The 24,186-nt window shown below is 72.1% G+C and carries 26 protein-coding genes; 10 read left to right on the top strand and 16 right to left on the bottom strand.

Annotation, left to right across the window (positions count from 1 at the left end; all coding sequences use genetic code 11):
• Nucleotides 1-160: 160 nt before the first annotated feature.
• Nucleotides 161-1,477: an amino acid permease gene (locus F9C11_RS31895; RefSeq protein WP_409181063.1), complete on the top strand. Its 1,317-nt coding sequence runs from the start codon at nucleotides 161-163 to the stop codon at nucleotides 1,475-1,477.
• A gap of 5 nt (nucleotides 1,478-1,482) precedes the next feature.
• Here the strand turns inward: F9C11_RS31895 and F9C11_RS31900 are convergent, their stop codons facing one another.
• From F9C11_RS31900 to F9C11_RS31915, 4 genes are all read right to left on the bottom strand, one after another.
• Nucleotides 1,483-1,686: a DUF2199 domain-containing protein gene (locus F9C11_RS31900; protein WP_409181064.1), complete on the bottom strand. Its 204-nt coding sequence runs from the start codon at nucleotides 1,684-1,686 to the stop codon at nucleotides 1,483-1,485.
• Between the two features lie 83 nt (nucleotides 1,687-1,769).
• Complete coding sequence (locus F9C11_RS31905) at nucleotides 1,770-2,576, bottom strand: M15 family metallopeptidase (protein WP_409181065.1); 807 nt, start codon at nucleotides 2,574-2,576, stop codon at nucleotides 1,770-1,772.
• 82 nt (nucleotides 2,577-2,658) lie between these two features.
• The gene (locus tag F9C11_RS31910) at nucleotides 2,659-3,558 is read right to left on the bottom strand and encodes an MBL fold metallo-hydrolase (RefSeq protein WP_409181066.1); all 900 of its coding nucleotides are present in this window, start codon (nucleotides 3,556-3,558) and stop codon (nucleotides 2,659-2,661) included.
• A gap of 205 nt (nucleotides 3,559-3,763) precedes the next feature.
• A complete protein-coding gene (locus F9C11_RS31915) occupies nucleotides 3,764-4,672 on the bottom strand; it encodes a hypothetical protein (RefSeq protein ID WP_409181067.1) in 909 nt (302 codons plus the stop codon).
• 246 nt (nucleotides 4,673-4,918) lie between these two features.
• Between F9C11_RS31915 and F9C11_RS31920 the strand changes: the two genes are divergently transcribed.
• Together F9C11_RS31920 and F9C11_RS31925 are read left to right on the top strand one after the other, a co-directional pair.
• The gene (locus tag F9C11_RS31920; RefSeq protein ID WP_409181068.1) at nucleotides 4,919-6,529 is read left to right on the top strand and encodes an amidohydrolase; all 1,611 of its coding nucleotides are present in this window, start codon (nucleotides 4,919-4,921) and stop codon (nucleotides 6,527-6,529) included.
• 73 nt (nucleotides 6,530-6,602) lie between these two features.
• Nucleotides 6,603-7,076, top strand: coding sequence for a GNAT family N-acetyltransferase (locus F9C11_RS31925; RefSeq protein ID WP_409181069.1), 474 nt, complete (start codon nucleotides 6,603-6,605; stop codon nucleotides 7,074-7,076).
• On the opposite strand, the gene F9C11_RS31930 is transcribed toward F9C11_RS31925, so the two are convergent.
• From F9C11_RS31930 to F9C11_RS31950, 5 genes are all read right to left on the bottom strand, one after another.
• A complete protein-coding gene (locus tag F9C11_RS31930; protein ID WP_409181070.1) occupies nucleotides 7,073-7,696 on the bottom strand; it encodes a response regulator in 624 nt (207 codons plus the stop codon). The two genes, F9C11_RS31925 and F9C11_RS31930, sit on opposite strands and share 4 nt — an antisense overlap.
• On the bottom strand, nucleotides 7,693-8,940 hold the full coding sequence (locus F9C11_RS31935; protein ID WP_409181071.1) for a sensor histidine kinase: 1,248 nt from the start codon (nucleotides 8,938-8,940) through the stop codon (nucleotides 7,693-7,695). Before F9C11_RS31935 ends, F9C11_RS31930 begins: the two co-directional genes overlap by 4 nt.
• A gap of 3 nt (nucleotides 8,941-8,943) precedes the next feature.
• Entirely contained in the window at nucleotides 8,944-9,678 is a 735-nt protein-coding gene (locus F9C11_RS31940; RefSeq protein ID WP_409181072.1) for an ABC transporter permease, read from the bottom strand.
• Nucleotides 9,679-9,688: 10 nt separating this feature from the next.
• Nucleotides 9,689-10,597, bottom strand: coding sequence for an ABC transporter ATP-binding protein (locus F9C11_RS31945; protein WP_409181073.1), 909 nt, complete (start codon nucleotides 10,595-10,597; stop codon nucleotides 9,689-9,691).
• 106 nt (nucleotides 10,598-10,703) lie between these two features.
• Complete coding sequence (locus tag F9C11_RS31950) at nucleotides 10,704-11,735, bottom strand: cation diffusion facilitator family transporter (protein WP_409181074.1); 1,032 nt, start codon at nucleotides 11,733-11,735, stop codon at nucleotides 10,704-10,706.
• 113 nt (nucleotides 11,736-11,848) lie between these two features.
• Between F9C11_RS31950 and F9C11_RS31955 the strand changes: the two genes are divergently transcribed.
• Nucleotides 11,849-12,229 (top strand): metalloregulator ArsR/SmtB family transcription factor, encoded by a 381-nt coding sequence (locus F9C11_RS31955; RefSeq protein WP_354746552.1) that lies wholly within the window; start codon nucleotides 11,849-11,851, stop codon nucleotides 12,227-12,229.
• A 404-nt stretch (nucleotides 12,230-12,633) separates the two neighbouring features.
• Here F9C11_RS31955 and F9C11_RS31960 read toward each other — a convergent pair whose 3' ends face one another.
• Entirely contained in the window at nucleotides 12,634-13,008 is a 375-nt protein-coding gene (locus tag F9C11_RS31960) for a DUF2267 domain-containing protein (RefSeq protein WP_409181075.1), read from the bottom strand.
• Between the two features lie 73 nt (nucleotides 13,009-13,081).
• On the opposite strand from F9C11_RS31960, the gene F9C11_RS31965 reads away from it, so the two are divergent.
• From F9C11_RS31965 to F9C11_RS31975, 3 genes are all read left to right on the top strand, one after another.
• Nucleotides 13,082-13,438, top strand: a complete 357-nt coding sequence (locus F9C11_RS31965; protein WP_409181076.1) for a hypothetical protein — start codon at nucleotides 13,082-13,084, stop codon at nucleotides 13,436-13,438.
• Between the two features lie 63 nt (nucleotides 13,439-13,501).
• Nucleotides 13,502-13,870 carry a hypothetical protein gene (locus F9C11_RS31970; protein ID WP_409181077.1) on the top strand — a complete coding sequence of 123 codons (369 nt, stop codon included), beginning with the start codon at nucleotides 13,502-13,504 and terminating at the stop codon, nucleotides 13,868-13,870.
• 56 nt (nucleotides 13,871-13,926) lie between these two features.
• Nucleotides 13,927-14,340: a DUF4383 domain-containing protein gene (locus F9C11_RS31975; RefSeq protein WP_409181078.1), complete on the top strand. Its 414-nt coding sequence runs from the start codon at nucleotides 13,927-13,929 to the stop codon at nucleotides 14,338-14,340.
• Here the strand turns inward: F9C11_RS31975 and F9C11_RS31980 are convergent.
• Genes F9C11_RS31980 through F9C11_RS31990 form a run of 3 tightly spaced genes read right to left on the bottom strand, consistent with a single transcriptional unit; the run spans nucleotide 14,337 to nucleotide 17,657 of the window.
• On the bottom strand, nucleotides 14,337-15,161 hold the full coding sequence (locus F9C11_RS31980) for an SDR family oxidoreductase (protein WP_409181079.1): 825 nt from the start codon (nucleotides 15,159-15,161) through the stop codon (nucleotides 14,337-14,339). The genes F9C11_RS31975 and F9C11_RS31980 overlap by 4 nt on opposite strands.
• A gap of 37 nt (nucleotides 15,162-15,198) precedes the next feature.
• The gene (locus tag F9C11_RS31985) at nucleotides 15,199-16,200 is read right to left on the bottom strand and encodes a glycosyltransferase family 9 protein (RefSeq protein ID WP_409181080.1); all 1,002 of its coding nucleotides are present in this window, start codon (nucleotides 16,198-16,200) and stop codon (nucleotides 15,199-15,201) included.
• Nucleotides 16,197-17,657: an HAD-IIIA family hydrolase gene (locus F9C11_RS31990; RefSeq protein ID WP_409181081.1), complete on the bottom strand. Its 1,461-nt coding sequence runs from the start codon at nucleotides 17,655-17,657 to the stop codon at nucleotides 16,197-16,199. The genes F9C11_RS31985 and F9C11_RS31990 overlap by 4 nt, the downstream gene beginning before the upstream one ends.
• Before the next feature lie 98 nt (nucleotides 17,658-17,755).
• Here F9C11_RS31990 and F9C11_RS31995 point away from each other — a divergent pair, with 98 nt between their 5' ends.
• From F9C11_RS31995 to F9C11_RS32005, 3 genes are read left to right on the top strand one after another with little or no spacing between them, the layout of a single operon-like run.
• On the top strand, nucleotides 17,756-19,126 hold the full coding sequence (locus F9C11_RS31995; protein ID WP_409181082.1) for an aldehyde dehydrogenase family protein: 1,371 nt from the start codon (nucleotides 17,756-17,758) through the stop codon (nucleotides 19,124-19,126).
• The gene (locus F9C11_RS32000) at nucleotides 19,123-20,199 is read left to right on the top strand and encodes an FUSC family protein (RefSeq protein ID WP_409181083.1); all 1,077 of its coding nucleotides are present in this window, start codon (nucleotides 19,123-19,125) and stop codon (nucleotides 20,197-20,199) included. Before F9C11_RS31995 ends, F9C11_RS32000 begins: the two co-directional genes overlap by 4 nt.
• A 32-nt stretch (nucleotides 20,200-20,231) precedes the next feature.
• On the top strand, nucleotides 20,232-21,281 hold the full coding sequence (locus F9C11_RS32005; RefSeq protein WP_409181084.1) for an NAD-dependent epimerase/dehydratase family protein: 1,050 nt from the start codon (nucleotides 20,232-20,234) through the stop codon (nucleotides 21,279-21,281).
• A 42-nt stretch (nucleotides 21,282-21,323) separates the two neighbouring features.
• Here F9C11_RS32005 and F9C11_RS32010 read toward each other — a convergent pair whose 3' ends face one another.
• The 3 genes from F9C11_RS32010 to F9C11_RS32020 are packed head-to-tail and all read right to left on the bottom strand — an operon-like array spanning nucleotide 21,324 to nucleotide 24,154.
• Nucleotides 21,324-21,863, bottom strand: coding sequence for a flavodoxin family protein (locus tag F9C11_RS32010; RefSeq protein WP_409187017.1), 540 nt, complete (start codon nucleotides 21,861-21,863; stop codon nucleotides 21,324-21,326).
• Nucleotides 21,787-23,223 (bottom strand): UDP-glucose dehydrogenase family protein, encoded by a 1,437-nt coding sequence (locus F9C11_RS32015; protein WP_409181085.1) that lies wholly within the window; start codon nucleotides 23,221-23,223, stop codon nucleotides 21,787-21,789. The genes F9C11_RS32010 and F9C11_RS32015 overlap by 77 nt, the downstream gene beginning before the upstream one ends.
• Entirely contained in the window at nucleotides 23,216-24,154 is a 939-nt protein-coding gene (locus F9C11_RS32020) for a glycosyltransferase family 9 protein (protein ID WP_409181086.1), read from the bottom strand. The genes F9C11_RS32015 and F9C11_RS32020 overlap by 8 nt, the downstream gene beginning before the upstream one ends.
• Between the last annotated feature and the right edge of the window lie 32 nt (nucleotides 24,155-24,186).

The following is a 24,186-nucleotide window of genomic DNA, read 5'->3' on the forward strand; positions in this document are numbered from 1 at the left end:
CACCTCAGCCGAAGCAGCCACAACCCCCGCCACCGCAACCGAAGCAGCCGCAGCCCCCGCCACCCCAACCGAAGCCGCCGCAACCCCCACCACCCCAACCGAAGCCGCCGCAACCCCGCCCAAGAGCAGCCCCTCAAAGCTCCGCTCCCGGCACATCACCATGATCGCCCTCGGCGGGATCATCGGGGCCAGCCTCTTCGTCGGCTCCGGCAACGTCGTGCGGTCCGTCGGGCCCGCGGCCGTCGTCTCCTATCTCCTCGGCGGGCTGCTCGTCTTCCTCGCGATGCGGATGCTCGGGGAGATGGCGGCGGCGCGGCCGGCGATCGGGTCGTTCATGGAGTACGCCCGGGCCGGGCTCGGCGAGTGGGCGGGGTATCTCGTCGGGTGGCTGTACTGGTACTACTGGATCGGCGTGATCGCGTTCGAGGCGGTCGTCGGCGGGTCGGTGCTCGGCGGGTGGTTCCCGGACGTGCCGCAGTGGGCGTTTTCCGTCGTGCTGCTGCTGTTCTTCACCGCGACGAACCTGGTGTCGGCGCGGTCGTTCGGCGAGGTCGAGTACTGGCTGGCGAGCATCAAGGTCGCCGCGATCGTCGTGTTCCTCGCCGTCGGCGCGCTGTTCGCGCTCGGGCTCTGGCCGAAGGCGAGCTTTTCGATCCCGAACCTCTGGCAGCACGGCGGGTTCGCGCCGCACGGCTGGTGGCCGGTGCTCAGCGGCGTCGCGATCGTGATTTTCTCCTACTTCGGCACCGAGATCGCGGTGATGGCCGCGGCCGAATCCGAGGACCCGGCCAAGGGCGTGCGCCAGGCCGTCGTCACGGTGATCTGGCGGATCCTGCTGTTCTTCGTCGGCGGGGTGCTGCTGATCGTCACGATCGTCCCGTGGGACCAGCTGCCGAATCCCAAGCAGGAGGGGCCGTTCGCGCACGCCTTCACGTTGTTCGGGCTGCCCGGAGCCGGTCTGGTGATGAACGCGGTGGTGCTCACCGCCGCGTGTTCGGTGCTCAATTCCGGGCTTTATTCCGCCGGGCGGATGTTCTCCGCGCTCGGCGAGAAACGGCTCGCCCCGCGCGCGGTGGCCCGGAAGAACAAGTCCGGCGTGCCGGTCGTCGCGGTGGTGGCTTGCACGGTCGGCGGGTACCTCGCGGTCTTCGTCAACTTCGTCGCGCCCGACTCCGGCATCTTCGACTTCATCATGAACTCCGCGGGCCTGGTCGCGCTCTTCGTGTACTCGTTCATCGCGTTCACCCAGATGCGGATGCGGCAGAAGATGACGCCGGAGGAACGCGCCGGGCTGAAGCTCAAGATGTGGCTGCACCCGTGGCTCGGCATCCTGACCGTCGCCGGCGTCGTGGCGATCGTCGTCGTGATGCTGCTGACCGACGACTCCGCCCGCACCCAGGTCTGGACCAGCATCGTGTCGCTGGCCGTGATCGCGGCGTTCTGGCCGCTGGTGCGCCGGAACCTGCGGAAGGGCTGAGGCGGCTACCGCCCGGGATGCCGGAGCAGCTCGGCGATCTCCCGCACCCGGGCCCGGTCGATGCCGTTCCGCTGTTCGACCGCGAAATACGGCGGTTCGCCGACCCGGGCGGAGTCCTCCCACAGTTCGGTGACGCGTGAGGAGCTGGCTTCGCTGAGCGACACCCACACGCCCCACTCGAAGTCGTCGAACCCCAGGCCGGTCGTCATGATCGCGAGCTTGACGAAGTCGTCCGGAAAGGTCCGGGGAATCGCTTTTCCAGCTGCCGCCGCGAAGCCGGTCGCCCAGTGCCCTAGAACGGACGGCAGCTCAGCGAACGCCGCGAGACCGGGAAGTCGAAATAGGTGTCCGGGAACATCTCCGGCTTGAACGTGTAGTGCCACCATTCCTCGGGCAGGTTCTTGAATCCGGCCCGCTCCAGCCCGTGCAGCAGGAGCATCCGGTTCTCCCGCTGCTTGCCGGCGATCCGCGGGTCGAGCGTGTGCGCGAGAGTGTCGAAGCAGTCGAATCCGGTGCCCATGTCGAGCGAGTTGTCCGGGAATCGTTCGGCTTTCGGGCCGTAGCAAGGCGTCAGCGGTTCGCCCGGACGATACGGCCGCGTCGGGAGCGCCGGAAGGCGGACGAGCGTCAGGTCGACCGTGCTCCCCCGGCTGTGCCCGGATTTCGCGGCGATGTAGCCGTCCGCGAAAAGCCGGTCCTTGTCCACGCGCGGGTAGAACTCGGCTTTCATCCGCAGGTCGGACAGGTTTTCGGCCCAGCGCACGAAGGTGTCGACCGCGCGCTGCGGCCGGTAGCAGTCGTAGACCTTCAGCGTGTAGCCCTGGCGCAGGAACGACAGCTGCGCCTTGTGCAGGGCGACGGCGGCGTCCCGCGTGAGGATGCACATCGGCTGCCGGTAGCCGTCGACCGGCGCGCCGGTGAAGTTGTGCGGCGTGCGGTACCGGATTTCCTGCACGATGGTCGGATCGATGTCGCGCAGGGCGACGAATTCCGGCGGCGCCTTCGGCTCCGGTGCGGCCGGCGCCGGCGGTGCGGCGACGAGACAGGTCAGCAGGCTCATCGCGGCGACCGTCAGGCCGCGCATCATCTTTCCGCGCATAGCCCGCTTGCTTACCACAAGAGCACGCGGTGCAGTAGCCGCGACGGAACCCCGGGTGCGAGAACGCACCCGGGGAACGCGGTCAGTAGTCCCACACCGTCGGCACGAAGCGGAACGCGTTGCCCGCCACCGCCACGTGGCAGACCGACGGGAACGGCAGGTGCGTGGCCACCAGCTGCTCGCCGCTGGCCGCCAGCTCCCGCAGCAGCCGGATCCGGACGCGCGCCGATTCCTCGGGGTCGTGCTCGAAACCGTTGTACCAGTCCGGATTGTCGAAACCGGGCTGGAACACCGCGTCCCCGGCGAAGGTCAGCCGGTCGCCGCCGGACTCCAGCCGGACGATGCTGTGGCCGGGAGTGTGCCCGCCGGTCCGGCAGATCCGCACGCCCGGCGCCACCTCGTGCTCGGTCTCGAACGGCCGCAGCTGGCCGCGGTACACGTCGAGGAACCGCGCGGCGGTCGTGCGCAGCACCTCCGGGATCGGCTCCGGCATGACGGTGCGGGAGAAATCGGGCGCCTGCCAGAACTCCGCCTCCGCCGACGCGAGGTGGACCCGCAGGTCCTCGCGCAGGCGGCCCCGGAGACCCTCGACGAGCAGCCCGCCGATGTGGTCCATGTGCAGGTGGGTGAGCACCACGTCGGTCACCGCCGCCGGGTCGATCCCGGCCGCGACGAGCCGCGTCGCCAGCTGCCCGGCGCGCGGGAAACCGGGGAATTCGGCGCCGAGCCCGGAATCGATCAGGACCGTCCGGCCGCCGCTGCGCACCACGGCGACGTTCAGCGGCCAGTCGATCGTCTCCGGCGGCAGGAACATTTCGCGGAGCCAGGCGGACAGATCGGCCCGGTCGGCGTTGGTGGCCAGCGTTTCGGCGGTGATCGGCAGCACGCCGTCGCTGATCACCAGCACGTCGATGTCGCCGACCTTCAGCGCGTACCGCGAAGGGACCGCCTCGTCGAGACGGGCGGAAGGGGCCAAGCTCATGGGTTCTCCTCGGGAGTAGCACAGCCAGATCGTCGGCTAAGACCGGACAGCTGCCCGATTTGTGACAACCCGCCGGGGATCGGCCCGGAGAGGGTGTGGCGGAACCTGGGCGGTTAGTCATGGCCTCGGCGTGCGCTGCCACCACCGGCGCACCGAACCGATCACCAGGTTTCAGATTCCCCAGAGTTCCCTTCCCAGACTTCCGTCAGGCTTGCGGAGCAGCCTTCGAGACCTTCCGCACCGCTCGCCGTCCGTCCGCGCGCAGCATCGGCCCGAACCGCGACCGCGCCTGCTGCGCCAGCTCGGCGCCCAGATCCGCCTCGTACCGGCCCGCCGGAGCGGCGATGCGCAGCCGATCGCCGCGGCCGCCGAGACCGGCGATCCGGTTTCGCGCCACCGCCAGCAGCTGCACCCCGTGCGTCAACGGCCGCCTGCCCTGCACATGCCGGACCACGACCAGCTCCTGCCGCGTCAGCACGACGAACGCGGCCGGGCGGGATTGCTGCCACAGCCACCGCCGCGGGAGTTCCGGTTCCGCGCCCACATAGCGCGCGTGCCGGGGCTGTCCGAGCGCCACCAGCGGCGACGCCGGGAGCCGGTCCCAGTCGAGCGCCGGAGGGCCCGCGTGCGCCGGTTCCGCCGCGCCGGGCCGATGCGCGCGCGACCGCACGTGCGTCACGAGGTCCGCCACCGCGGGCCACGCCCACGAGCGGTAGCGGAAAACCAGCGTCGTCCGGACGCCGGTCAGCACCAGGCACGCGTGTTTCCCGGCCATCGCGTGCTCGACCGCGATCAGCTCCGGGTACGGGATCGCGCCGACGATGCGCGGGTACGGCAGGTCGTCGACCCACAGCGCCACCCCGCGCGCGCCCGCGCCCAGCGCCTGCTCCGGCGTCCACACCACGTCGCCGCCTGAGGGCCGGGTCGCCGACGGGGCCAGCACCACCTCGCCCGGGCCGACCAGGTCCGCGAGGTCCTCGGCCGCCGCGCCCGGCCGGGACCAGCGGGAAGGCGGTTTGGTGTCGAGCCGGTCGGCGAGGTCGCGGCCGATCCGGACCTCCCACGGCTCGGCCGCGGCACTGAGCGCGATCCGCGCCGCACCGATGCCGGACATGAGAGCCTCCCTGCCGCCGCGGAGCCGGGCCGGACGCCCTGTGCTTCCAGCGTATACACCGCCGGACGGGCGGTTCTCATTCCGGACTTCGCCCGGATGGGGCGGAGATCACCCGAATGCCGCAACCCGCTTCGGCGCTGCGCCCGCGCCGGCGCCGCCCCTAGAATCGGCGGCGCGGCACCGTGGTCACACCGTCCTTTGTGGACACAGCGCCGCCCGGTCCGCCGTCGACCCTGGAGGAACCCCGTGTCCGCACCGGAAACCGCGCAGATCGTCACCGCCCGGCGCATCGTGGCCAGGTCCGGCGCCGAGCCTCCGGCCTTCGCGACGCGCGGCGAACGGGTCGTCGCGCACGGCACCGTCGCCGACCTGCGCGCGGAGTTCCCCTCGGCGCAGGTGCACGATTTCGGCGACGCCACCGTCGTCCCCGGGTTCAACGACGCCCACCAGCATCCGACCGTCGTCGCCGCCCAGACGCTGCAGGTCGACCTGTCGCCTTCGCGAATCCGCTCGACCGCCGACCTCGCCGCGGCCCTGCGCGAACGAGCCGCCGCGACGCCGCCCGGCGAATGGGTCATCGGCTGCGGCTACGACGCGTTCCGCAGCAACGGCGGCCGCGAGCTCACCCGCGCCGAACTGGACGCGGCCTGCCCGGACCACCCGGTGCTGGTCGTGCACGTGACGCTGCACGCCGGGGTCCTCAACTCCCCCGGCCTGGCACTGGCCGGGCTGACCGACTCGAGCGAACCGCCGCCCGGCGGCCACCTCGGCCGCGACGCCGCCGGCCGTCTCGACGGCGTCATCCACGACCAGGCCCTCTACGACCTGGCGTTCCCCGCCTTCACCCCGCGCCCGACGATCGTGCGGGACCCGTCCACCGAGGTGCTGGCCGCCGCCTTCACCCGGCACGCCGCCGCCCTGCACGCCGCGGGCATCACCTCGGTCGGGGACGCACTGGTCGGCCGCACCGAATGGCAGGTCCTCCGCCATCTCGCCGACCAGGACCAGCTCACGCTCCGGGTCAACGCGCTGGCCGCCTACGACCATTTCGACTACTTCCGCGCCCTCCCCGAGGCCCCGCTCACCCCGGAAACGCGGCTGCGCCTCGGCGGCGTCAAGACCTTCGCCGACGGTGCCGTCAACGGCGGGACCTGCCTGGTCGAACAGCCCATCGAAGGCACCGGCAGCCACGGCCTCGAGCGCGTGAGCGCGGCCGAACTGGCCGACACCGTGCGGCACGTGCACGACGCCGGCTGGCGAGTCTGCGTGCACGCCAACGGCGACCGCGCGATCCGCCGCGTCCTGGACGCGGTCGACCAGGCCCAGGCCGCCCACCCCCGGCAGGACCCGCGGCACCGCATCGAACACTGTTCCATCATCGACGACGAGATCCTGAAGCGGATGCGCGGCCACGGCATGGTCGCGGTGCCGTTCGCGAACTACGCCGCCGCGCACGGGGACAAGCTGACCCGGTATTACGGGGCGGAGCGCGTCGAGCGGATGTTCGCGCACCGGTCGATGCTCGACGCCGGGGTCGCGGTGGCCGGTTCGTCCGACCATCCGTGCGGGCCGTTCCCGCCGCTGTACGCCCTGCGCAGCTGCGTGACGCGGCGGGCCCCGGACGGCGAGTTGTTCGGGCCTTCGCAGCGGATCAGCGTCGAGGCCGCACTCGGGGTGTACACGACGGGGTCGGCTTACGCGTCCGGCGAGGAAACGACGAAGGGGCGGCTCGCGCCGGGCTTCCTGGCCGATTTCGCGGTGCTGGCGGAGGATCCGTTCGCCGTCGATCCGGAAACGCTGGACCAGGTGCGGGTGCGGGAGACGTGGGTCGGCGGGGAACGGGTCTGGCCGGCCTAGCGGTCGCGGGAAGGCGATTGATCGGCGGAATTCGATATTTGCAAGATTAATCGGACCGGTTAGCGTTTTCGGAATGACCTCTTCCGTCGTCCGCGCCACACCCGAATCCGTGCCGCAGCTCGTCGCCTCGGCAGCAGCCTTGTTCGCCGAGGACGGCGGGCGGCGCGATCCGTATCTGGACCTCTCCTGGCCGCGCCGGGAAGGCCCGGCCTACTTCACGGATCTGGTGCACCGCAACGATTCCCAGTGCCTGCTGGCGCTTTCCGCCACGGGCTCCCCGATCGGCCACCTGATCGGCCGAATCCGCCGCGCCGACCCGCTTCGCCCGGGGGCGGTGGTCGGCGTGCTGGAAAGCCTGCGCGTCGACCCCGCACACCGGGAAACCGGGGTCGCGACGGCCTTGACGGAGGAATTCTTCGCGTGGGCAAGGGAATCCGGCGCGAACCAAGCCAGCGTCACGGCTTATGCGGCCAACGAATCCGCCATCCGCTTCTACCGCGGCCGCGGGTTCGCGCCGTTCGAGCTGACTCTTCACGCACCGGTCTAGAGCGGCAAATACCCCTGCGCGAACGCAGCGGCCACCGCCGCCGCGCGGTCGTTTACGCCGAGTTTCGCGTAGACGTGCAGCAGATGCGTCTTCACCGTCGCCTGGCTGATGAACAACTGCTCGGCCGCGCGGCGGTTCGTCGCGCCCTTCGCGATCAGCTGCAGGACCTCGATCTCGCGCTCCGACAACAGGTCCGCCGCAGGTTGCCGCAGCTGGCCCATCAGCCGGGTCGCGACCGTCGGCGACAGCACCGCCTGGCCTTGCGACGCGGCCTCGACCGCGCGGAAAAGCTCCTCCCGGGGCGCTTCCTTCAGCAGATACCCGGTGGCTCCCGCCTCGATGGCCGGGAGGACGGCGCTGTCGGTGTCGTACGTCGTCAGCACCAGGATTCGCGCCGGGACACCGCGTTTCGCCAATTCTCTGATCGCCGCGACGCCGTCCGTGCCCGGCATTCGCAGGTCCATCAGGATCACGTCCGGGCGCAGGTTCTCCCCGGCGGTAATCGCGGCGGCGCCGTCCGCGGCCTCGCCGACCACCTCGAAGCGGGGATCGGCGCCGAACATGCCGCGCAGCCCGTCGCGCACCACCGGATGGTCGTCGACGATCAAGAGCGAAATCACCGCGCGCCCCCGGCCGGAATCGCGGGCACGGCCGCCGAGATCGCGGTGCCGCGGCCTGGTTCCGACTCGACGTCCAAGCGTCCCGCGAACCGCTGCACCCGTTGCCGCATTCCGGCCAGTCCGAAACCGCCGTTCGTGGAACCGTTGGCGCGCTTGGCATTCGGTTCGAAGCCGACGCCGTCGTCGCGGACGTCGAGGGTCACCAGGTCCGGCATGTACGACAGGGTCAGTCCGACCCTCCTCGCTCGTGCGTGCTTGGCGACGTTCGACAGCGCTTCCTGCGCGGTGCGCAGCAACGCCACTTCGACATCGGTGTGCATCGGCCGGGCGTCGCCGGTGGTGGTGAGCACGGCCGCGATCCCGTTGGCCGCCGACCACTTCCTCGCCACCTCGCCGATCGCTTCCGGGAGCCGGGCTTCGGCGAGCACCGCCGGCTCCACGGACTGGACCGTCCGGCGCGCCTCGACCAGGCTTTCCCGGGCCAGCTCCGTCGCGTTCGCCAGGTGCCGGCCCAGCACCGCGGGCTCGGCGGCGGTGTGCTCGGCGGCCTGCAGCTGGGTCAGGATCCCGGCCAGGCCCTGGGCGAGGGTGTCGTGGATCTCCCGCGCCATTCGCTGGCGTTCGTCCAGCACTCCGGCCTCGCGGGCCCGGGCCAGCAATCGGACGTGCAACGCGGCGTTCTCGGCCAACGCGGCCTCCAGTTCGAGGTTGACCTCGTGCAGTTCGGCGAGCGCCTGTTTTTGCAGTTCATTCCGCTGGTAGGCCATTTCCACGAAATAGCACACCGCCCAGGCGACGGCGATCGAGAGCACGCTGACGCCCAGCCACACCCACCACAGATTCTCCGCGTCGATCTTGGCTGTTCCGCCGAGGAACGCCACCGCCGAGACCATCGCGGTGGCCGCGGCGCCCGCGTACCGCCAGCGTCCGGTCAAGTACTGAAAAGCCAGCGGGTATCCGGCGAAAGCGAACAAGCCGTACCACGGTGCGAGGGCCGCCAACCCCGCCGTTATCGCCAGGAAACCTGCGTAATAACCGGCCCGCAATGCGCGCAAAGGAAAACATCGCAGCCACAGCGCGGCAGCACCGGAAAGGCCAAGGACGACGGGGAGATGCGCGGGCAATTGCAGCAGCGTAATGCTCACGCTGACCGCGAGAAGAACGTAAGGCAGCGCGGTGAAGGTCGCTGTCTGTGCGCGTTCCCAGCGGTCGAACTCTTCGCGCAGGTCCCCCTCGATGCCCACCAGTTACTCCCAGCGGAAATAGCGCGCGGCCAAGCCCCCGGTCGCGACAAGCCACCCTAGCATGACACCGACGTGCAACAGGTGCGGCCAATTCCCGGAAGCCGTGTCCTGCAACGCTTGTACGCCCGCGCCGAGCGGCGTCAGGTCGCTGATCGTGAGCAGCACCTCGTTCATCGTGGCGCGCGGCACCCAGAGTCCGGCGAAGAACACGAGCGGGAAGAACACCAGGGAACCGACCGCGCTGGCGCTTTTCGCGGATCGCGCGAGCGCCGCGACCAGCAGGCCGAGCGCGAACAACGCCAGCTCCAGCAGCGCGAAACTGAGCACGTACGCGGGCAGTTGCCGAGGCAGGTCGACGTCGAAGGCCAGCCGTCCGATCAGGAGGATGACCAGCGTCGATGCTGCCGACAGCACCACGGCCATCAGCAATTGCGCACCAAGCAGGACGGCCGGCCGCACGGGTGTGAGCCGCATCCGCCGCAGAACGCCCTTCTCGCGATAAGCGGCGAACAGCTGCGCCAGCCCGCTGAGGGAGAACAGCGCGATCCCCATCGCGACCACGATCGGCAGGTACCGGCTGATCGTCCGGACCCCGTCCGCGCCGGGTTCGCGCAGCGCCGGGATCAGGCCGAGGACGGCGTAAAGGACCGGCGAGAACGCGAGCGCGAAAAACACGACGATCGGCTCGCGGAAGAACAGTTTCGTTTCGGTGGCGGCGAGCCGGAACAAGGCGGGCACCGGGGTCTCCTCAGGATTCGATGGAACGGCCGGTGAGCGCGACGAACGCGTCGTCCAGCGTGGTCTGGTCCACTCGCAGGTCCGCGACGACGAGCTGGCGCCGGGCGAGCGCGGAAGTCACCGCGAGCAGCAGATTTCCGGTCCCGGTGACGACGAGCTGGCTTCCCGCCCGTTCGACGGCGGAGACCTCCGGCAGTTCGGTCAGCACCGCGTCGTCCAGGGGCGCGGCCGGGCGGAACCGGAGCCGCTGCCGGTCGTCGACGCGGGACACCAGCCCGGCGGGGCTGTCCACCGCGACGACCTGACCGGCGTCGATGACCGCCAGCCGGTCGCACAGCCGCTCGGCCTCCTCCATGAAGTGCGTGACCAGCAGGATCGTCACGCCGCGCGCGCGGACGCGCTCGACCAGGCCCCAGACGTCGCGCCGGGCCTGCGGGTCGAGGCCGGTCGTGAGTTCGTCGAGCACCGCGACCTTCGGGTTCCCGAGCAGGGCGAGCGCGATCGACAGCCGTTGTTTCTGGCCGCCGGACAGGCGGCGGAACTGGGTGCCGAGCTTGCCGTCGAGAGCGAGGATTTCGGCGAGTTCCCGCCAGTCGGCCGGGTCGCGGTAGAACGAGTTGTAGAGCCGGAGCGCCTCGCCGACCTTGAGTTTGTCCGGCAGTTCGCTTTCCTGGAGCTGTCCGCCGAGCACCTGGCGCAGCTCGCGCTCGTCGCGTCGCGGGTCGAGGCCGCACACCCGGATCGCGCCGCCGTCCGGCCTGCGCAGCCCTTCGACGCACTCGACGGTCGTGGTCTTGCCCGCCCCGTTCGGGCCGAGAATGCCGAAAATCTCGCCCGGCTCGACGGCGAAGCTGACCCCGTCGACGACGGTGTGCGCGCCATACCGCTTGACGAGGCTGTCCACCTCGATGATTGCCATGCCTCAACCGTGCCCGGCGGCGCCGATGCGGCGAATCGACTGGGTGGCCAGACTTTCCGGCCGGACCGGGCGGAGCGGCGGATCAACCGATCGGCCGATGCGCGCCTCAGCCCAGGTGCACCGTCTCCGCTCCGATCGCCGGTTCGACGTGGACCGTCGCCGCGGTCAGCCGGGGCACGGCGGCGATCAGGTCGTGTTCCAGGGTGTGCGCCAGGTGGTGCGCCTGTTCGACGGTGAGCGTGTTGTTGACCTGGATGGCGAGTTCGGCGCGCAGGCTGTGGCCGATCCAGCGCATCCGGACTTCGCGGACGCCCTCCACGCCGGGCACCGCCGCGGCTGTCCGCTCGGCCAGTTCGACGGTCGCCGGGTCGACGGCGTCCATCAGCCGCCGGAAGACTTCCTTCGCCGCGTCGCGCAAGACGAACAGGATCGCGACCGTGATCAGCAATCCGATCACCGGGTCGGCCGCCGGGAAGCCGAGGGCGACGCCGAGCGCGCCGAGGACGACGGCCAGCGAGGTGAACCCGTCGGTGCGGGCGTGCAGGCCGTCGGCGACCAGGGCGGCGGAGCCGATTTCCCGGCCGACGGCGATGCGGTACCGCGCGACGAGTTCGTTTCCGGCGAACCCGACCACTCCCGCCGCGGCGAGCACCCAGAGCTGCTCCACGGGATGCGGGTGCAGCAGCCGGTCGATCGCTTCGTACGCGGCGAGCGCGGCCGATCCGGCGATGATCAGCACCACGACGACTCCGGCCAGATCCTCGGCGCGGCCGAGCCCGTAGGTGTAGCGGCGGGTCGCGGCGCGGCGGCCGAGGGCGAAGGCGATGCCCAGCGGGAGGGCGGTGAGGGCGTCGGCGAAGTTGTGGATGGTGTCGCCGAGGAGGGCCACCGAACCGGTGACCGCCACGAGGGCCAGCTGGATGACGGCGGTGCCGAACAGAGCGGCGAAAGACCAGATCAGCGCCCGGATGCCGCGCCGGCTGGTCTCGAGGGCGGTGTCGAGGCGGTCGGCGCTGTCGTGGCTGTGCGGGGTGAGGAAGTGCTTGACGCGGTGCCGCCAGGTCTCCGGGTGGCCGTGCCCATGACCATGACCGTGGCCGTGCCCCGGCTGCGGACGGTCCCGACGCGGCTCTGCCATCGACAACTCCCGGGATGCTCGGAACTCACGCGACCGGGCGAACGCGCCGGCCTCCTGCCAGCATACCTGCGCAGATGCGCAGATAGCCAGGAAGGGACGGTAGCATGCAGGTCATGCACTCCTCCCTGCCGGACTTCGACATGCCCTCCGACGAGCAGGTCCACCTGGCCGCGGAAAGCTTCCGCCTGCTCTCCGACCCGACGCGGATCAAGGTGCTCTGGGCGCTGCTGCAGGGAGAATCGTCGGTGGCCTGCCTCGCCGAACTGGCCGGGGCCGCCCCGACGGCGGTCAGCCAGCACCTGGCCAAGCTCCGGCTCGCGGGCCTGGTGAAGGGCAGGCGCGAGGGAACGTTCGTGTACTACTCCGCCGCGGACGAGCACGTCCGCGGGCTCCTCGCCCAGGCACTCCACCACGCCGACCACGTGGACCGCGACATCCCGAGCGAACCCGGCGGCCACGCCCAGCCGCACCGGCCCCGGATGCGGAACGCCTGAGCGGCCAGGCAGCCGGAGTCTCGATCAGACGCGGCGACGGCAGCACCGCCTAGGTGCCGTGCGACATCGAACGGCCACGCCCAACCGCAGGCGCAGCACTAGAGCAGTCGGCCCCCCGTCGGCCACGCTCGGCTCCATCGGCGTGAATGCGGAGCAGCTGAGCAATCCCGCAGCCTCCACCAGCCGCCGCGACAGCAGCACCGCCCAGACCCCGCGCACCATCGACCAGCCATGCCCAACCGCACCAGCCCCGGAGACGCAACCGTCACCCGACCCCAACCGGCCACGCGAGCCCACGGGCGGCGAATGCGCCACGGCTGAACGATCCCGCAAGCCTCCACCAGCCGCCGCAACGACAGCACCACCCAGCCTCAGGCACCATCACCGGCCCGGAGGCAGCACCGTCAAGCAGCCGGAGCCTCCACCAGATGCCGCAGCGATTCCGGCAGCACCTCCCACACCTCGGCGGCCACCCGCACCGTCTCGCGGCCCAGTACCTCCAGCACCACGCCCGTCCGGTGGACGGCCTCCGGGTCCGGCAGATCCGCCCGCTCGGCGATCCGGCCGACGAAGTCCTCCAGTTCGAAGCGTTCTCCCGCGCCGCCGCCCGGGCGGAGGTCCTCGGCCAGCTCGACCGGCAGTTGCACCGCCAGGCTTGCCGCCGCCTCCGGGGAAATCCGTTCGGACAGCGTCCGCAGCACCGCGTGCGCGATCCGTTCCGCGTCGCGGGGCTCGGCGAGGCAGCCGCGCCTCCGGATCAGTTCGACGATCTCGTTCATCGTCCCCGGATACCCGGAGCAACCGGCCGCAACCCTTCCGGTTAGCCGTGCCACCACCGGGTACTGCCGTTCCATGGACCATTCAGCGACGTCTCCCGCACCGGCCGAGCAGGCGCAGACCGCGCTGCGCCGGCTCCGTCGCGAAGCCGGTGCCGGCGGCTACGACTCCCCCGCCCAGCTGTACCGGACGCTCGGTTTGCTGAGCCTCCTCGCCGACGATCTCTCCGAACTCCTGCCCGACCTGTCCGCGCAGCTCGAGGAAGCGCTGCTCGGCGGCCGCGTGCGGCATGTCTCCGACGACGCGCAGGCAGCCTGCGACGCGGTCGCCTCGGCCGCGCACAGCGCCTCGGTCGCGCGCTTCACCGCGCTCCTGGTCGGACAGGAAATCCAGAAAGCGCAGGCCGCGATCCGCGACCTCGCCGCCGCCTGAGAAACCGTTTTGTCCCGTTCCCAGCGGGTATCCGGCGAGCAAAGCAAGCGAGAAGGGAGCACAATGGCCGACAGCGATCCGGCTGAGCCCGAAACGCTCGATCAATCCGAATCTCTCGACGAGGACGAACTGCGAGTCGACCCGCTGGAGGCCGGCGTCGAACCGGCCGAACGCTGGAGCCCGGCGACCCGGCAGGGCACGACCCCCGCCGAGGCGCGCGAGGGCGAGCCGCTCGGCCGCAGGCTCGCCGAGGAGCAGCCGGACGTCCAGCCCGTGCCGAACCCGCCCGACGACGAGACGCTCGCTCGCGCGGAGGCGGCCGAGGCCGTGGCCCCGGACGAGGATCTCCCGCGGCGCCGGGCCGACCCGGACCCGGGCGAGCAGGCGGACGAGGCCGGCGGTTCCGTCGCGAAGTCGCTCCGCGAGGAGTGACCGGAAAAACTGGTGCGCGCCAAGGGAACTACGGCCGCAAGGAAAAGGAGTCCCCCATGCCGACGGTCACCACCCGTTCCTGGGCCCGTCCGGTCGTCGCCGTGCTCGGGCTGATCTACCTGGCCCTCGGCATCGCCGGGTTCTTCGTGCCGGAAACCGCGCACGGCGGGCACGACACCACGCGCGTCGTCTGGCTGTTCAGCTCCAGCACGGTGCTGAACATCGTCCACACCGCACTCGGCCTGCTCGGACTTTTGGCCGCACGCAAGCTTGCCGGTGCCATCGCGTACTGCTGGGTGCTGTTCGTGGCGTTCACCGGGCTGACCGCGTACGGGATCCTGGCGACGGCGTTCAGCACCGCACGCGACGACCCGGTGAACCTCAACTGGGCGGACAACTGGCTGCACGGGCTGACCGCGCTCGTCGCCTTGGCGGTCGCGCTCAGCGGCAGCCGCGAAAAGCGGGCTTAGGGACGTCGCCAGCTGTGGTCCGGGAACGCGGTTCCGGCCTGCGCGCCCATGCGGATCAGCCCGCCGTCGACCACCAGGGACGCACCCGTGATGTATCCCGCCGCGGGGGTGGCCAGGAAAGCCACCGCCGCGGCGACTTCCCGGGCGTGGCCGGGACGGCCCAGCGGGATCCCGGGGCGGTCCTGGTCGCGCGGATCGGCGTCGGTCTGGCCGGTCATCGGGGTGGAGATTTCGCCCGGCGCCACGGAATTGACCGTGATCCCGTGCTCGGCGAGTTCGAGCGCGAGCACCTGGGTCAGCGCGCCGGCACCGGCTTTCGCCGCGCAGTACGGGGCCGCGCCGACCCGGGGCACGTGTTCGTGGACGCTGGTGATCGTGATGATCCGGCCGCCGCGCCCGGCGTCGATCATGTGCCGCGCGGCGCGTTGCGAGCACACGAAAACGCCGTGCAGGTCGACGTCGACGACGCTGCGCCAGGTGTCGAAGTCCATGTCCATCGCCAGTTCGCTGCTGCCGGTGCCGGAGCAGTTCACGAGCACGTCGACGCCGCCGAGTTCGTCCGCGAGTTCGTCCACGACGCTCCCCGCGGCGGGCAGGTCGGTCAGGTCGAGCTGCCGCACGTGCGCTTCCACGCCCTGTTCCCTCGCCTCGGCCGCGGTCTCCTCCGCGCCGGTTTCGTCGCTGTGCCAAGTGATTCCGACGTCCGCTCCCCCGCCGGCGAGCGCGACGGCCACCGCCCGGCCGATGCCGGAATCCGCGCCGGTCACGATCGCCGTGCGGGGTCCGTCGACCTCCTCGGGCAACGGTGCTGGGTCCACCATGGTTCTCCTTCCCTTGCGGTTCGAGCGCCCTTGCGGGTCAAGCGGTGATCCGGCGGCTCGGCCTCGCGGTCAGTTCCTCCACCGCGGCCACGACTTCGGCCGGGTCGATGCCGTCCAGGCACGGATGCCCGGGGACCGGGCAGGTCCGGGCGCGGGTGCCCCGGCACGGCGCGTGCTGGTCGCCGAGCAACGCCGCCGGAACCCCGAACGGAGCCCAGCGCGCGGCGGGCACCACCGGCGCGAACAGCGACACCACCGGCGTTCCGACCGCCGCCGCCAGATGCGCCGGACCGGTGTTCGGGGCCACGACGGCCTCCGCACCGGCGAGTACCGCGGCCAGTTCGGGCAAAGTGGTGCGACCGCTCAGATCGACGTCGGCGGTCATCCCCTCCGGTTTCGCGCCGGTCACCACCACCCGGTGCCCGGCTTCGCCGAGCGCGTCCACGATCCGTCCACAGTGGACCGGAGACGGACTGCGCGCCGGGACCGAGGCCGTCGGGTGCACCACGACGTAGTCGCCGATGCCGGTCAGCGCCGAAACCTCCGGAAGCGGACGCCGGACCGCGAGCCGTCCGTCGTCGCCGGGAGGCAGCGCGCATCCGGCAGCTTGGGCGAGCGACAGCATCCGCAGCGCCTCCGGCGGATCGCCGGGCACGCGGTGGCGGAGGTCGAGAAGGCTGCCCGGATAGTCGTCGCAGATCGCGCCGATCCACGGCACCCCGGCCATCCGCAGCAGCAGCGCGAGCGGCAACGGCGACTGGTGGAACGACGTCAGAACGAACGCCGTGTCGAAGCCGGTCAGCTGCCCGGCGAGGGCTTCGGCGGATTCGCGGGTCAGCGGCGGCGGATCCGGGTCGATCCACGGCGCGCGGAAGACCCGCACCTCGTCGACTCCCGGCAGCAGTTCCCCGGCGGCCGCGCCGTGCGGTCCGGCCAGCAGCGTGACGTGCCCGGCCTGCGCGGCGATCGCCCGGATAGCCGGGCCGGCCAGCAGGACGTCGCCGAGGTTGTCCTGCCGGGCCACCAAAACCCGGTTCACGCCACGACCCCGGCCTGCCGCAGTGCGTCCGCGAGATCTCGTGCCACCAGCGCCTCTCGCCGCGCGCGGACGATCTCGGCGGGCAGCGTGCGGGCGGTCGGCACCAGCACAGCGCGCGCCCCCGCCGCGAGGCCGGCCTCGACGTCCGCGCCGGTGTCTCCGATGACAACGCATCGCGCCGGATCGACCTGCAGTTCCTTTGCCGCGCGCCGGACGAGTTCCGGGGACGGTTTGCGGCAGTCGCAGCCGTCGCCGGCATCGTGCGGGCACACCTGCCAGGTGCCGAATTCGCCGAACAACTCGTCCACGCGGGCGTTCACCGCGCTCAGCTGACTCGGTTCGATCAGTCCTTTCGCGACTCCGGACTGATTGCTCACCACCCCGACCCGCACGCCCCTCCGCCGGAGTTCCCGCACCAGGCTGACCGCGCCGTCGACCGGGCGGACCTGCTGCGGGTCGGACAGGTACGGGACGTCGTGGATCAACGTGTCGTCGCGGTCGAACAGCACGGCTTGCGGCGCGAGCGAACGGCGGGCGGCGATTTCCCCGCGAAGCCGGTGGTAGCAGGCCGCGGGCGGGATCAGGACGCTCGTCACGAGCATGCGCGCGATCTCGCCCGGCGTGGCCGGCCCGGAGCGGATGCGCTGCGCGGCGAAGGCGCCGGTCAACCCGGCCCAGGCGGCCAGGGCGGGGCGACGCCATCGGGGCGCGAGCGCGGCGGCTGCCGCGGCGACGGTCACCGCGTGCCGCCCCAGCATCCCGCTGCCCGCGCCGGTTCGCTGCCGCCACAGGACGCCGTGCTTGTACCGCATCCGGGCGTTGTCCGCGTTGCCTCGTTGGGCTTTCACGCTGGCAAAAAAGCCCGACCGGCGCGCTGGGTGCGTCGTGACGCGTTCGCCGCGCTCGATGCGGTGTCCCTTGAGGACGACGCGCAAGGCCAGGTCGGAATCTTCCCGGAACGCGCGCGGAAATCGTTCGTCGAAACCGCCGGACTCGACCAGCGCCGACCGCCGGTAGGCCATGTCCGCGGTGATCCACCGCGCCGTTTCCAGCCCGGCGGTGCCGCGTTCGTCGTCGGTCGGTTTCCGGTCTTCGGGCAGCGGAACCACGATCCTGGCCTGCGACGCGGCGGCTTCCGGCGGGAGCCGGGCCAGGTCGGCGGCCAGCTGGGCGGGCCAGTCCGCGGCGAGGACCACGTCGTCGTCCACGAAGGCGATCCAGTCCGATTTCGCCGCGCGCCAGCCGGCGTTGCGCGCGGCGGCCGGGCCCCGGCCGTAGGTGCGCAGCACCCGGACGCCCCCGGGCGTCTCCAGCGGAGTCCCTTGTGGACGGTCGTCCACCACGATCACCTCGGCCGGGCCGGAGCCTTCGGCGGCGGCGAGCGTGTCCAGCAGGGTGCGCAGCGCGGGGCGTCCGGTGGTCGGGATCACCACGGAGTAGTCCGGGAAAGTGTTCACTCGCGCCGGTTTACCCCGCCTGGGCGCGGGCAAACGGAACGCATGACAGTCCGGGCGCCGGGGTACCCGCAGCGGGACCCGACTCAGCAGGAGGTGCGATGACCACGCTCGACGCCCGGGCCGCCACGCTCGCGATCACCGACCCGGCCGACGGGAGCCCGGTCGGCGCGGTCCCGATGGCCAGCCCGGACGAACTCGACGCCGCGCTGGGCCTCGCGCACCGGGCGCAGCCGGGCTGGGACCGGACCCCGGCCGCCGAACGCGGCGCGGCGCTGCGGGCCGCCGCGGACCGGCTGCGCGCGCACGCCGGCGACCTGGCCGAGATCAACCGCCGCGAAACCGGCCGTCCGCTCGACGAAGCCGAGGCCGGGGTGCTGGCCGGCGCCGGAACGCTCGACCAGTACGCCGAACTGGGCCCGGTGCACCGCGGCCGCACCCTGCTCGGGGACTTCGCCGCCACCGACCTGATGGTCCCGGAGCCGCGCGGGGTGGTGGTCGCGCTGACGCCCTGGAACGACCCGGTCGCGGTCTCGTGCGGGCTCATCGGCGCTGCCGTCGTCACCGGAAACACTGTGGTGCACAAGCCGAGCGAACGGTGTCCGCACACCGGAACGCTGTTCGGCGAAGTCCTGGCCGGGGTTTTCCCGGAAGGCGTGCTGCAGACCGTGCACGGAGACGGCCGGATCGGCGCGGTGCTGGCCGCGCGGAGCGACGTGGATGTGCTCGCGCATGTCGGCAGCACCGCCACCGGCCGGTCGATCGCGGCGAGCGCGGCGGCGACCGGGGCGAAGGCGCTGCTGGAGAACGGCGGCAACGACCCGCTCGTCGTGGACGAGGACGTCGACCCGCGCTGGGCCGCCGAGCAGGCCGCGCTCGGGGCGTTCGCGAACTCCGGGCAGATTTGCGTTGCGGTGGAACGGATCTACGTGCACCGCGCGATCGCCGAGCCGTTCACCGAAGCTCTGGTCGAGATCGCCCGAGGCAAGAAGCTCGCGCCGCTGGTCGACCCTCGCCACCGCGACCATGTGCACTCCCACGTGGAGAACGCCGTGTCGCTGGGTGCCGAACTCCGCACCGGCGGCGAAGTCCCGGCCGGACCGGGCGCGCATTACCCGGCGACCGTCCTGACTGGATGCACCAGTCAGATGCGGGTGCTGCGCGAGGAAACCTTCGGCCCGGTCGCGCCGGTGTGCGTGGTGGATTCCTTCGAACACGGGCTGGCCGAGGCCGCCAACGACGATTACGGGCTCGCCGCGACCGTGCTCACCGCGTCGATGGAACACGCGCAGCACGCGTGGCGGGAGCTGGCGGTCGGAACGGTCAAGGTCAACGACGTCTTCGGCGGCGCTCCCGGCGGGGCGGCCCACCCGCGGCGCGGCAGCGGGTCCGGCTACGGCTACGGCCCCGAGCTGCTCGACGAGATGACGCAGACGAAGCTCGTCCACCTGGGCGCGCCCGTACGCGCGTGACGCCCAAACTCGATCGCACGCCGCTGGGCTGGGCCGCCCGTGCGATCCGCGTGCCCGGCAGCGAGCGGCGCACCGCTCTGCAGGCGGCCAAGGCGACCGTCGCCGCCGTGGCCGCCTGGCTGCTGGCCACCCAGGTGATCGGGCTTTCCCAGCCGTTCCTCGCGCCCTACGCGGCGGTTTTCCTGGTGGAGGCGACCGTCTACCGCAGCCTGCTCGGCTGGGCGCAACAGGTCGGCTCGGTCACGCTCGGCGTGCTGCTCGCCGCCGGCGTCGCGCAGCTGGTGCCGGAGCAGACGGCGACGCTGGCCATCGTCGTGTTCATCGGGTTGCTGCTGGGTTCCTGGCGCAGGTTCGGCGGGTCCGGCGTGTGGGTCGGGGTGACCGGGATGCTGCTGGTCACCTACGGGACGGCGCGGAGTTCGGAACTGCTCGGCGACCGGCTGCTGGAGACCGCGCTCGGCGCCGCGATCGGGCTGGCGGTGAACGTGCTGATCTTCCCGCCGCTGTACGGAGAACGCGTCGCCGCCGCGGCCGACCGGCTCGCTTCCGCGCTCGCCGGGCTGCTGGAGGACACCGCCGAGCTCGTGCGGGCCGACGAGCCGCCGGAGGAACTGGACGAGTGGCTGGGCCGGATCAGCGACGTGCGCAGCCTCGCTCGGGCGGCCGAGGACGCCTCCGGGCTCACCCGGGAAGGCCGGTTCCTCAATCTGCGCAAGCGAAGCCGCCATTCCGGGGTGCAGCACGAACGGGCGCTGCGGACGCTGGGCGCGTTGTGGCCGCCGGTCGAGCAGCTGGTCGAGGCGGTGCGGACGACCTCGGAGGGCCGCGAGCCGTTCGTCTACCCGTGGCCGCAGGCCCGGGACGCGCTCGCCGACCTGCTGCGGGAACTCGCCGCCGCGGTGCGGGACACCGCGGTGCCCGGCCGGGAGGTGGACCTGGAGCGCTGCCGGTCGCTGGTGTGCCAGGTCGAGGACCGGCTGGTCTCGTCGAAGGACGGGGTGACCGCGACGCTCGGGCTGGGCGCGATGGCGCTGCCGGTCCGCCGGTTGCTGCGGCAGCTCGACCAGCACTGATTGGCCCAGCTCCCGGCGGGTACCCGGGCCGGATGACTTCCCGACGGATCGCAGTGACCGGCGCGACCGGCAACATCGGCACCGCGACAGTGCGCGCGCTGGCGGCCGACCCGGACGTCGAGGCGATCACCGGCCTCGAACGCCGTCCGGCGGGCATTCCGCCGCCCAAGACCGAGTACGTCGGCGTCGACGTGGCGCACGACGAGCTGGCTCCGGTGCTCCGCGACGTCGACACGGTGGTCCACCTGGCCTGGCTTTTCCAGCCGACCCATCGCCCGGACCTGACCTGGGAGACGAACGTCCGCGGCTCGCTCCGGCTGTTCGAGGCCGCGGCGGCCGCGGGAGTGTCGACGCTGGTCGTGGCCTCGTCGGTCGGTGCCTACTCCCCCGCTTCCGACGACCGCCCGGTCACCGAGGACTACCCGACGCACGGCTGGCCGGGCGCGGCGTACCCGCGCGAAAAGGCTTACGTGGAGCGGCTTCTGGACTCCTTCGAACGGGCGAATCCGGAGATCCGGGTGGTGCGCGTCCGGCCCGGTTTCGTCTTCCAGCGCGCGGCGTCGACCGAACAGCGGCGGTTGTTCGCCGGGCCGTTCGTGCCGGGCAGCCTGCTGCGGCCGGGCCTGGTGCCGATCGTGCCGGACATCCCCGGTCTGCGGTTCCAGGTCGTGCACGCCGACGACCTCGCCGACGCGATCCGCCGTTGCGTACTGCGTCCGGTGTCGGGCGCGTTCAACATCGCGACCGACCCTGTGGTCGACCCGCGGTTGCTGGCGCGGATTCTGCGCGCGCGGCGGGTGCCGGTGCCGGCCGGTCTGGTCAAGCCCGCGCTCGCGGCGGCCTGGCGGCTGCATCTGGTGCCCGCGACGCCCGGTCTGTTCGAGACAGTGCTGCGGCTGCCGGTGATGGACACGACGCGGGCCCGGTCCGAGCTGGAGTGGCAGCCGGCGTGGCCGGCGGAGGCGACTGTGCGGGAGTTTCTGCACGGGCTCCGCCGGGGCGAGGGCGGCGGCACTCCGCCGCTGGCCCCGGACGAGCACCGCGGACACGAGATCGCGACCGGAATCGGACAGCGGCCGTGAACCTTCGCGGGCCAGGCCGCTGCCCGGCCCGCGAAGGCAGCGTCACGAAGCCGGGTACTGCTGCTTGCCCAGCAGCTCCGCCAGATGCACCGCGTTCCGCACCAGAGTCGCGTTCGTCGACGCGACCGCCTCGGGCGTCTCGTCCAGGTCCTGGTAGTCGCCGCCCTGCATGGCTTCCCCGTTCCAGTACGTGCCGCCCTGGGCCGGAATAGTGAAGCCGATGTCGTTGAGCGACTGGAAAAGGTCCGCGGTGATCTTGTGCGCGCCGTCCTCGTTGCCGACCACCGCGACGACGCCGACCTTGCCGAACATCCCCGGGCGGCCCTCGTCGTCGGTCTCGGACTGCTCGGCGTTCAGCCGTTCCACCACGCGCTGCGCGATGCTCGACATGTGCCCGACCCAGGTCGGCGTCGAGATCAGCAGGATGTCCGCGGCGGCCACCTTGCGCCGGATCTCCGGCCATTCGTCGCCGTCGCCCATGTCCGTCTCGATGCCGGGGCGCACGTCATGGTCGGCCACCCGGACCAGTTCGCCGGTCACCCCCCGCTCCGCGAACAGCTCGAGCAGCTGCCGGGCGATCAGGTCGCTGCTGGAGCGGTCCGGCGAGCGCTTGAGGGTGCAGCCTAGGGCGAGAACACGCATCGGGTACCTCCACGGGGGTGCCGACGCCGATCCGGGCGAACCCGGCCTCGGCGAGCACGGTCGGATCGAGCAGATTGCGGGTGTCGACCACGACCGGCCGGTCCGCCGCCTCGGCGAGCCGGCGCCAGTCGAGGCCGCGGAACTCCGGCCATTCGGTGAGAACGGCCAGCGCGGCCGCGTCTTTCGCGACCAGATAGGGGTCGTCGACCACCGTCGCTCCGTCCATTTCGGACTGGACGGCCGGGTCGTACGCGGTGACCTCGGCTCCCCGCCGGACCAGTTCGGCCGCGACCGCGACCGCGGGGGAATCGCGCACGTCGCCGGTGCCGGCCTTGAACGCGAGGCCCAGCACGCCGATCCGCACGCCGTCCAGCGGACCGTCCGGCCGCCCGGTCGCCGCCGTCCGGATCGCGCGGACCATGCGCGTGCGCTGCCGGGCGTTCACCCGCACCGCGTCGCGCAGCAGCCCGAACTCGACGCCCGCCGAATCCGCCGCCCGCAGCAGCGCGCTGGCGTCCTTCGGCAGGCAGGAGCCGCCCCAGCCCGGCCCGGGGGCCAGGAACTGCGGGCCGATCCGCGGGTCGAGGCCCATCACCGCGGACACGTCGCGGACGTCCGCGCCGCACTGTTCGCACAGTTCGGCCAGCGTGTTCGCATACGACGCCTTCACCGCGAGGAAGCCGTTGCTGGCGTACTTGGCCAGCTCGGCGCTCGCGCTGCTCGTGCGCACGATCCGGGCTTGGGTCGGCGCGTAGAGCTCCGCCACCCGGTCCGCGGCGGGCGAATCCGGCGGATCCGCGCCGACGACGACCCGGTCCGGGCAGCGGAAATCGTGCACGACATGGCCTTCGCGCAGGAATTCCGGGTTGCTGACCACGGGCAGGTCAGCGCGGCCGAGGTACTCCGGAAGGCGCTGCGCGGTCCCGACCGGCACGGTCGATTTCGTCACCACGACCGTGCCCGGCGCGAGCACCCGGCCGAGGTCGCCCAGCGCGTCGCGGAGCGCGCGCAGGTCCGGGGCGCCGTCGTCGCCCGGCGGCGTCGGCAGGCACAGGAACACGATCGCCGACCCGGCGACCGCGGCGACCTCTCCGGAGAAGGCCAGCGTGCCTGTTCTGAGCCCCTCGGCGACCAGTTCTTTCAGGCCCGGCTCGGCGAGGCCGACTTCTCCGTCCCGCAGCCGGGAAACCTTGGCCTCGTCGATGTCTACAGTGGACACTTGATGGCCCATCGCGGCGAAGCAGGCCGCCGTCGTCAGCCCGACGTAGCCCGCTCCGAGGACGCCGATCCGTTCACCCATGCGACACCCCCTCGCGCAGCACCGACCGCGCCGCCTCCAGCACGCGATCCGTGCTCAGCAGCAGCAGTCCGGCGTCCGGTTCCGTGCCGTGCGGGTCGCCGACGTCGCCCACCCACAGCACGACATGCTGCGGCACGTCCGGCGGCGGGCCCCAGCACCGCGGCGGCGTCGGGCCGAACAGCAGGACGGACGGCGTGCCGAACGCGGTCGCGAGGTGGCCGACTCCGGTGTCCCCGCACACCACCAGCGCCGCTTCCGCCACCAGCGCGGCCAGCTCGGCCAGCCCGGTCTGCCCGGCGAGCACCGCGTCGGCGCCCAGCCCGGCCCGGGTCGCGACCTCCTCCGCCAGGTCGCGTTCGGCCGGCCCGCCGGTGAGCACCACGCGGTGCCCGGCCGCGGCCAGCTCGCGCGCCACCTCGGCGAACCGTTCCGGCGGCCAGCGGCGGGCCGGAAACGCCGCGCCCGGGTGCACGACGACCGCCCCGGGCGCGGGACTCGGCCCGGGCGGCGGGGGAAGCCGCAAGTCGCGGCGGTCGGCCGGGCACTGGCCGTACTCGAGCAACCGGCACCAGCGGTCGACCTCGTGGATGCCCGGCGTCCAGTCGAGGCCGGGGATCTCCGGGACCGCCGGATTCCGGTGGGTGAGCAGCGTGTCCGGCAGGACGGCCATCAGGTCGCGGATGCTCTCCGGCCCGTTGCCGTGCAGGTTCACCGCCAGCCGCGGCGGCGGGCCGGGCCACCGCAGCGCGCCGAGGCCGGGGGTCGGGAGCAGTTCGTCGACCGCGTCGACCAGTCCGACCAGGTCCCGCAGCCATTCCGGCGCGGCCAGCACGAGGCGTTCGTCCGGATATGCCTGCCGCAGGCCGCGCAGCGCCGGGACCGCGGTGAGCAGGTCGCCGATGCCGAGGGCGCGCAACGCGAGCACGGTCATGGCCGGGCCCCTTCCGCGGCGGCTCCGGGCAG

The organism is Amycolatopsis sp. VS8301801F10 (assembly GCF_046195355.1).
Classification (GTDB): Bacteria; Actinomycetota; Actinomycetes; order Mycobacteriales; family Pseudonocardiaceae; genus Amycolatopsis.

What these genes read in the sequence shown, in the direction of transcription:
- F9C11_RS31895 (WP_409181063.1), top strand. Translation starts at nt 161, where the DNA reads ATGATCGCCCTCGGCGGGATCATCGGGGCCAGCCTCTTCGTCGGCTCC.
- F9C11_RS31900 (WP_409181064.1), bottom strand. Translation starts at nt 1,686, where the DNA reads ATGACGACCGGCCTGGGGTTCGACGACTTCGAGTGGGGCGTGTGGGTG.
- F9C11_RS31905 (WP_409181065.1), bottom strand. Translation starts at nt 2,576, where the DNA reads ATGCGCGGAAAGATGATGCGCGGCCTGACGGTCGCCGCGATGAGCCTG.
- F9C11_RS31910 (WP_409181066.1), bottom strand. Translation starts at nt 3,558, where the DNA reads ATGAGCTTGGCCCCTTCCGCCCGTCTCGACGAGGCGGTCCCTTCGCGG.
- F9C11_RS31915 (WP_409181067.1), bottom strand. Translation starts at nt 4,672, where the DNA reads ATGTCCGGCATCGGTGCGGCGCGGATCGCGCTCAGTGCCGCGGCCGAG.
- F9C11_RS31925 (WP_409181069.1), top strand. Translation starts at nt 6,603, where the DNA reads ATGACCTCTTCCGTCGTCCGCGCCACACCCGAATCCGTGCCGCAGCTC.
- F9C11_RS31945 (WP_409181073.1), bottom strand. Translation starts at nt 10,597, where the DNA reads ATGGCAATCATCGAGGTGGACAGCCTCGTCAAGCGGTATGGCGCGCAC.
- F9C11_RS31950 (WP_409181074.1), bottom strand. Translation starts at nt 11,735, where the DNA reads ATGGCAGAGCCGCGTCGGGACCGTCCGCAGCCGGGGCACGGCCACGGT.
- F9C11_RS31955 (WP_354746552.1), top strand. Translation starts at nt 11,849, where the DNA reads ATGCACTCCTCCCTGCCGGACTTCGACATGCCCTCCGACGAGCAGGTC.
- F9C11_RS31960 (WP_409181075.1), bottom strand. Translation starts at nt 13,008, where the DNA reads ATGAACGAGATCGTCGAACTGATCCGGAGGCGCGGCTGCCTCGCCGAG.
- F9C11_RS31965 (WP_409181076.1), top strand. Translation starts at nt 13,082, where the DNA reads ATGGACCATTCAGCGACGTCTCCCGCACCGGCCGAGCAGGCGCAGACC.
- F9C11_RS31970 (WP_409181077.1), top strand. Translation starts at nt 13,502, where the DNA reads ATGGCCGACAGCGATCCGGCTGAGCCCGAAACGCTCGATCAATCCGAA.
- F9C11_RS31975 (WP_409181078.1), top strand. Translation starts at nt 13,927, where the DNA reads ATGCCGACGGTCACCACCCGTTCCTGGGCCCGTCCGGTCGTCGCCGTG.
- F9C11_RS31980 (WP_409181079.1), bottom strand. Translation starts at nt 15,161, where the DNA reads ATGGTGGACCCAGCACCGTTGCCCGAGGAGGTCGACGGACCCCGCACG.
- F9C11_RS31995 (WP_409181082.1), top strand. Translation starts at nt 17,756, where the DNA reads ATGACCACGCTCGACGCCCGGGCCGCCACGCTCGCGATCACCGACCCG.
- F9C11_RS32005 (WP_409181084.1), top strand. Translation starts at nt 20,232, where the DNA reads ATGACTTCCCGACGGATCGCAGTGACCGGCGCGACCGGCAACATCGGC.
- F9C11_RS32015 (WP_409181085.1), bottom strand. Translation starts at nt 23,223, where the DNA reads ATGGGTGAACGGATCGGCGTCCTCGGAGCGGGCTACGTCGGGCTGACG.
- F9C11_RS32020 (WP_409181086.1), bottom strand. Translation starts at nt 24,154, where the DNA reads ATGACCGTGCTCGCGTTGCGCGCCCTCGGCATCGGCGACCTGCTCACC.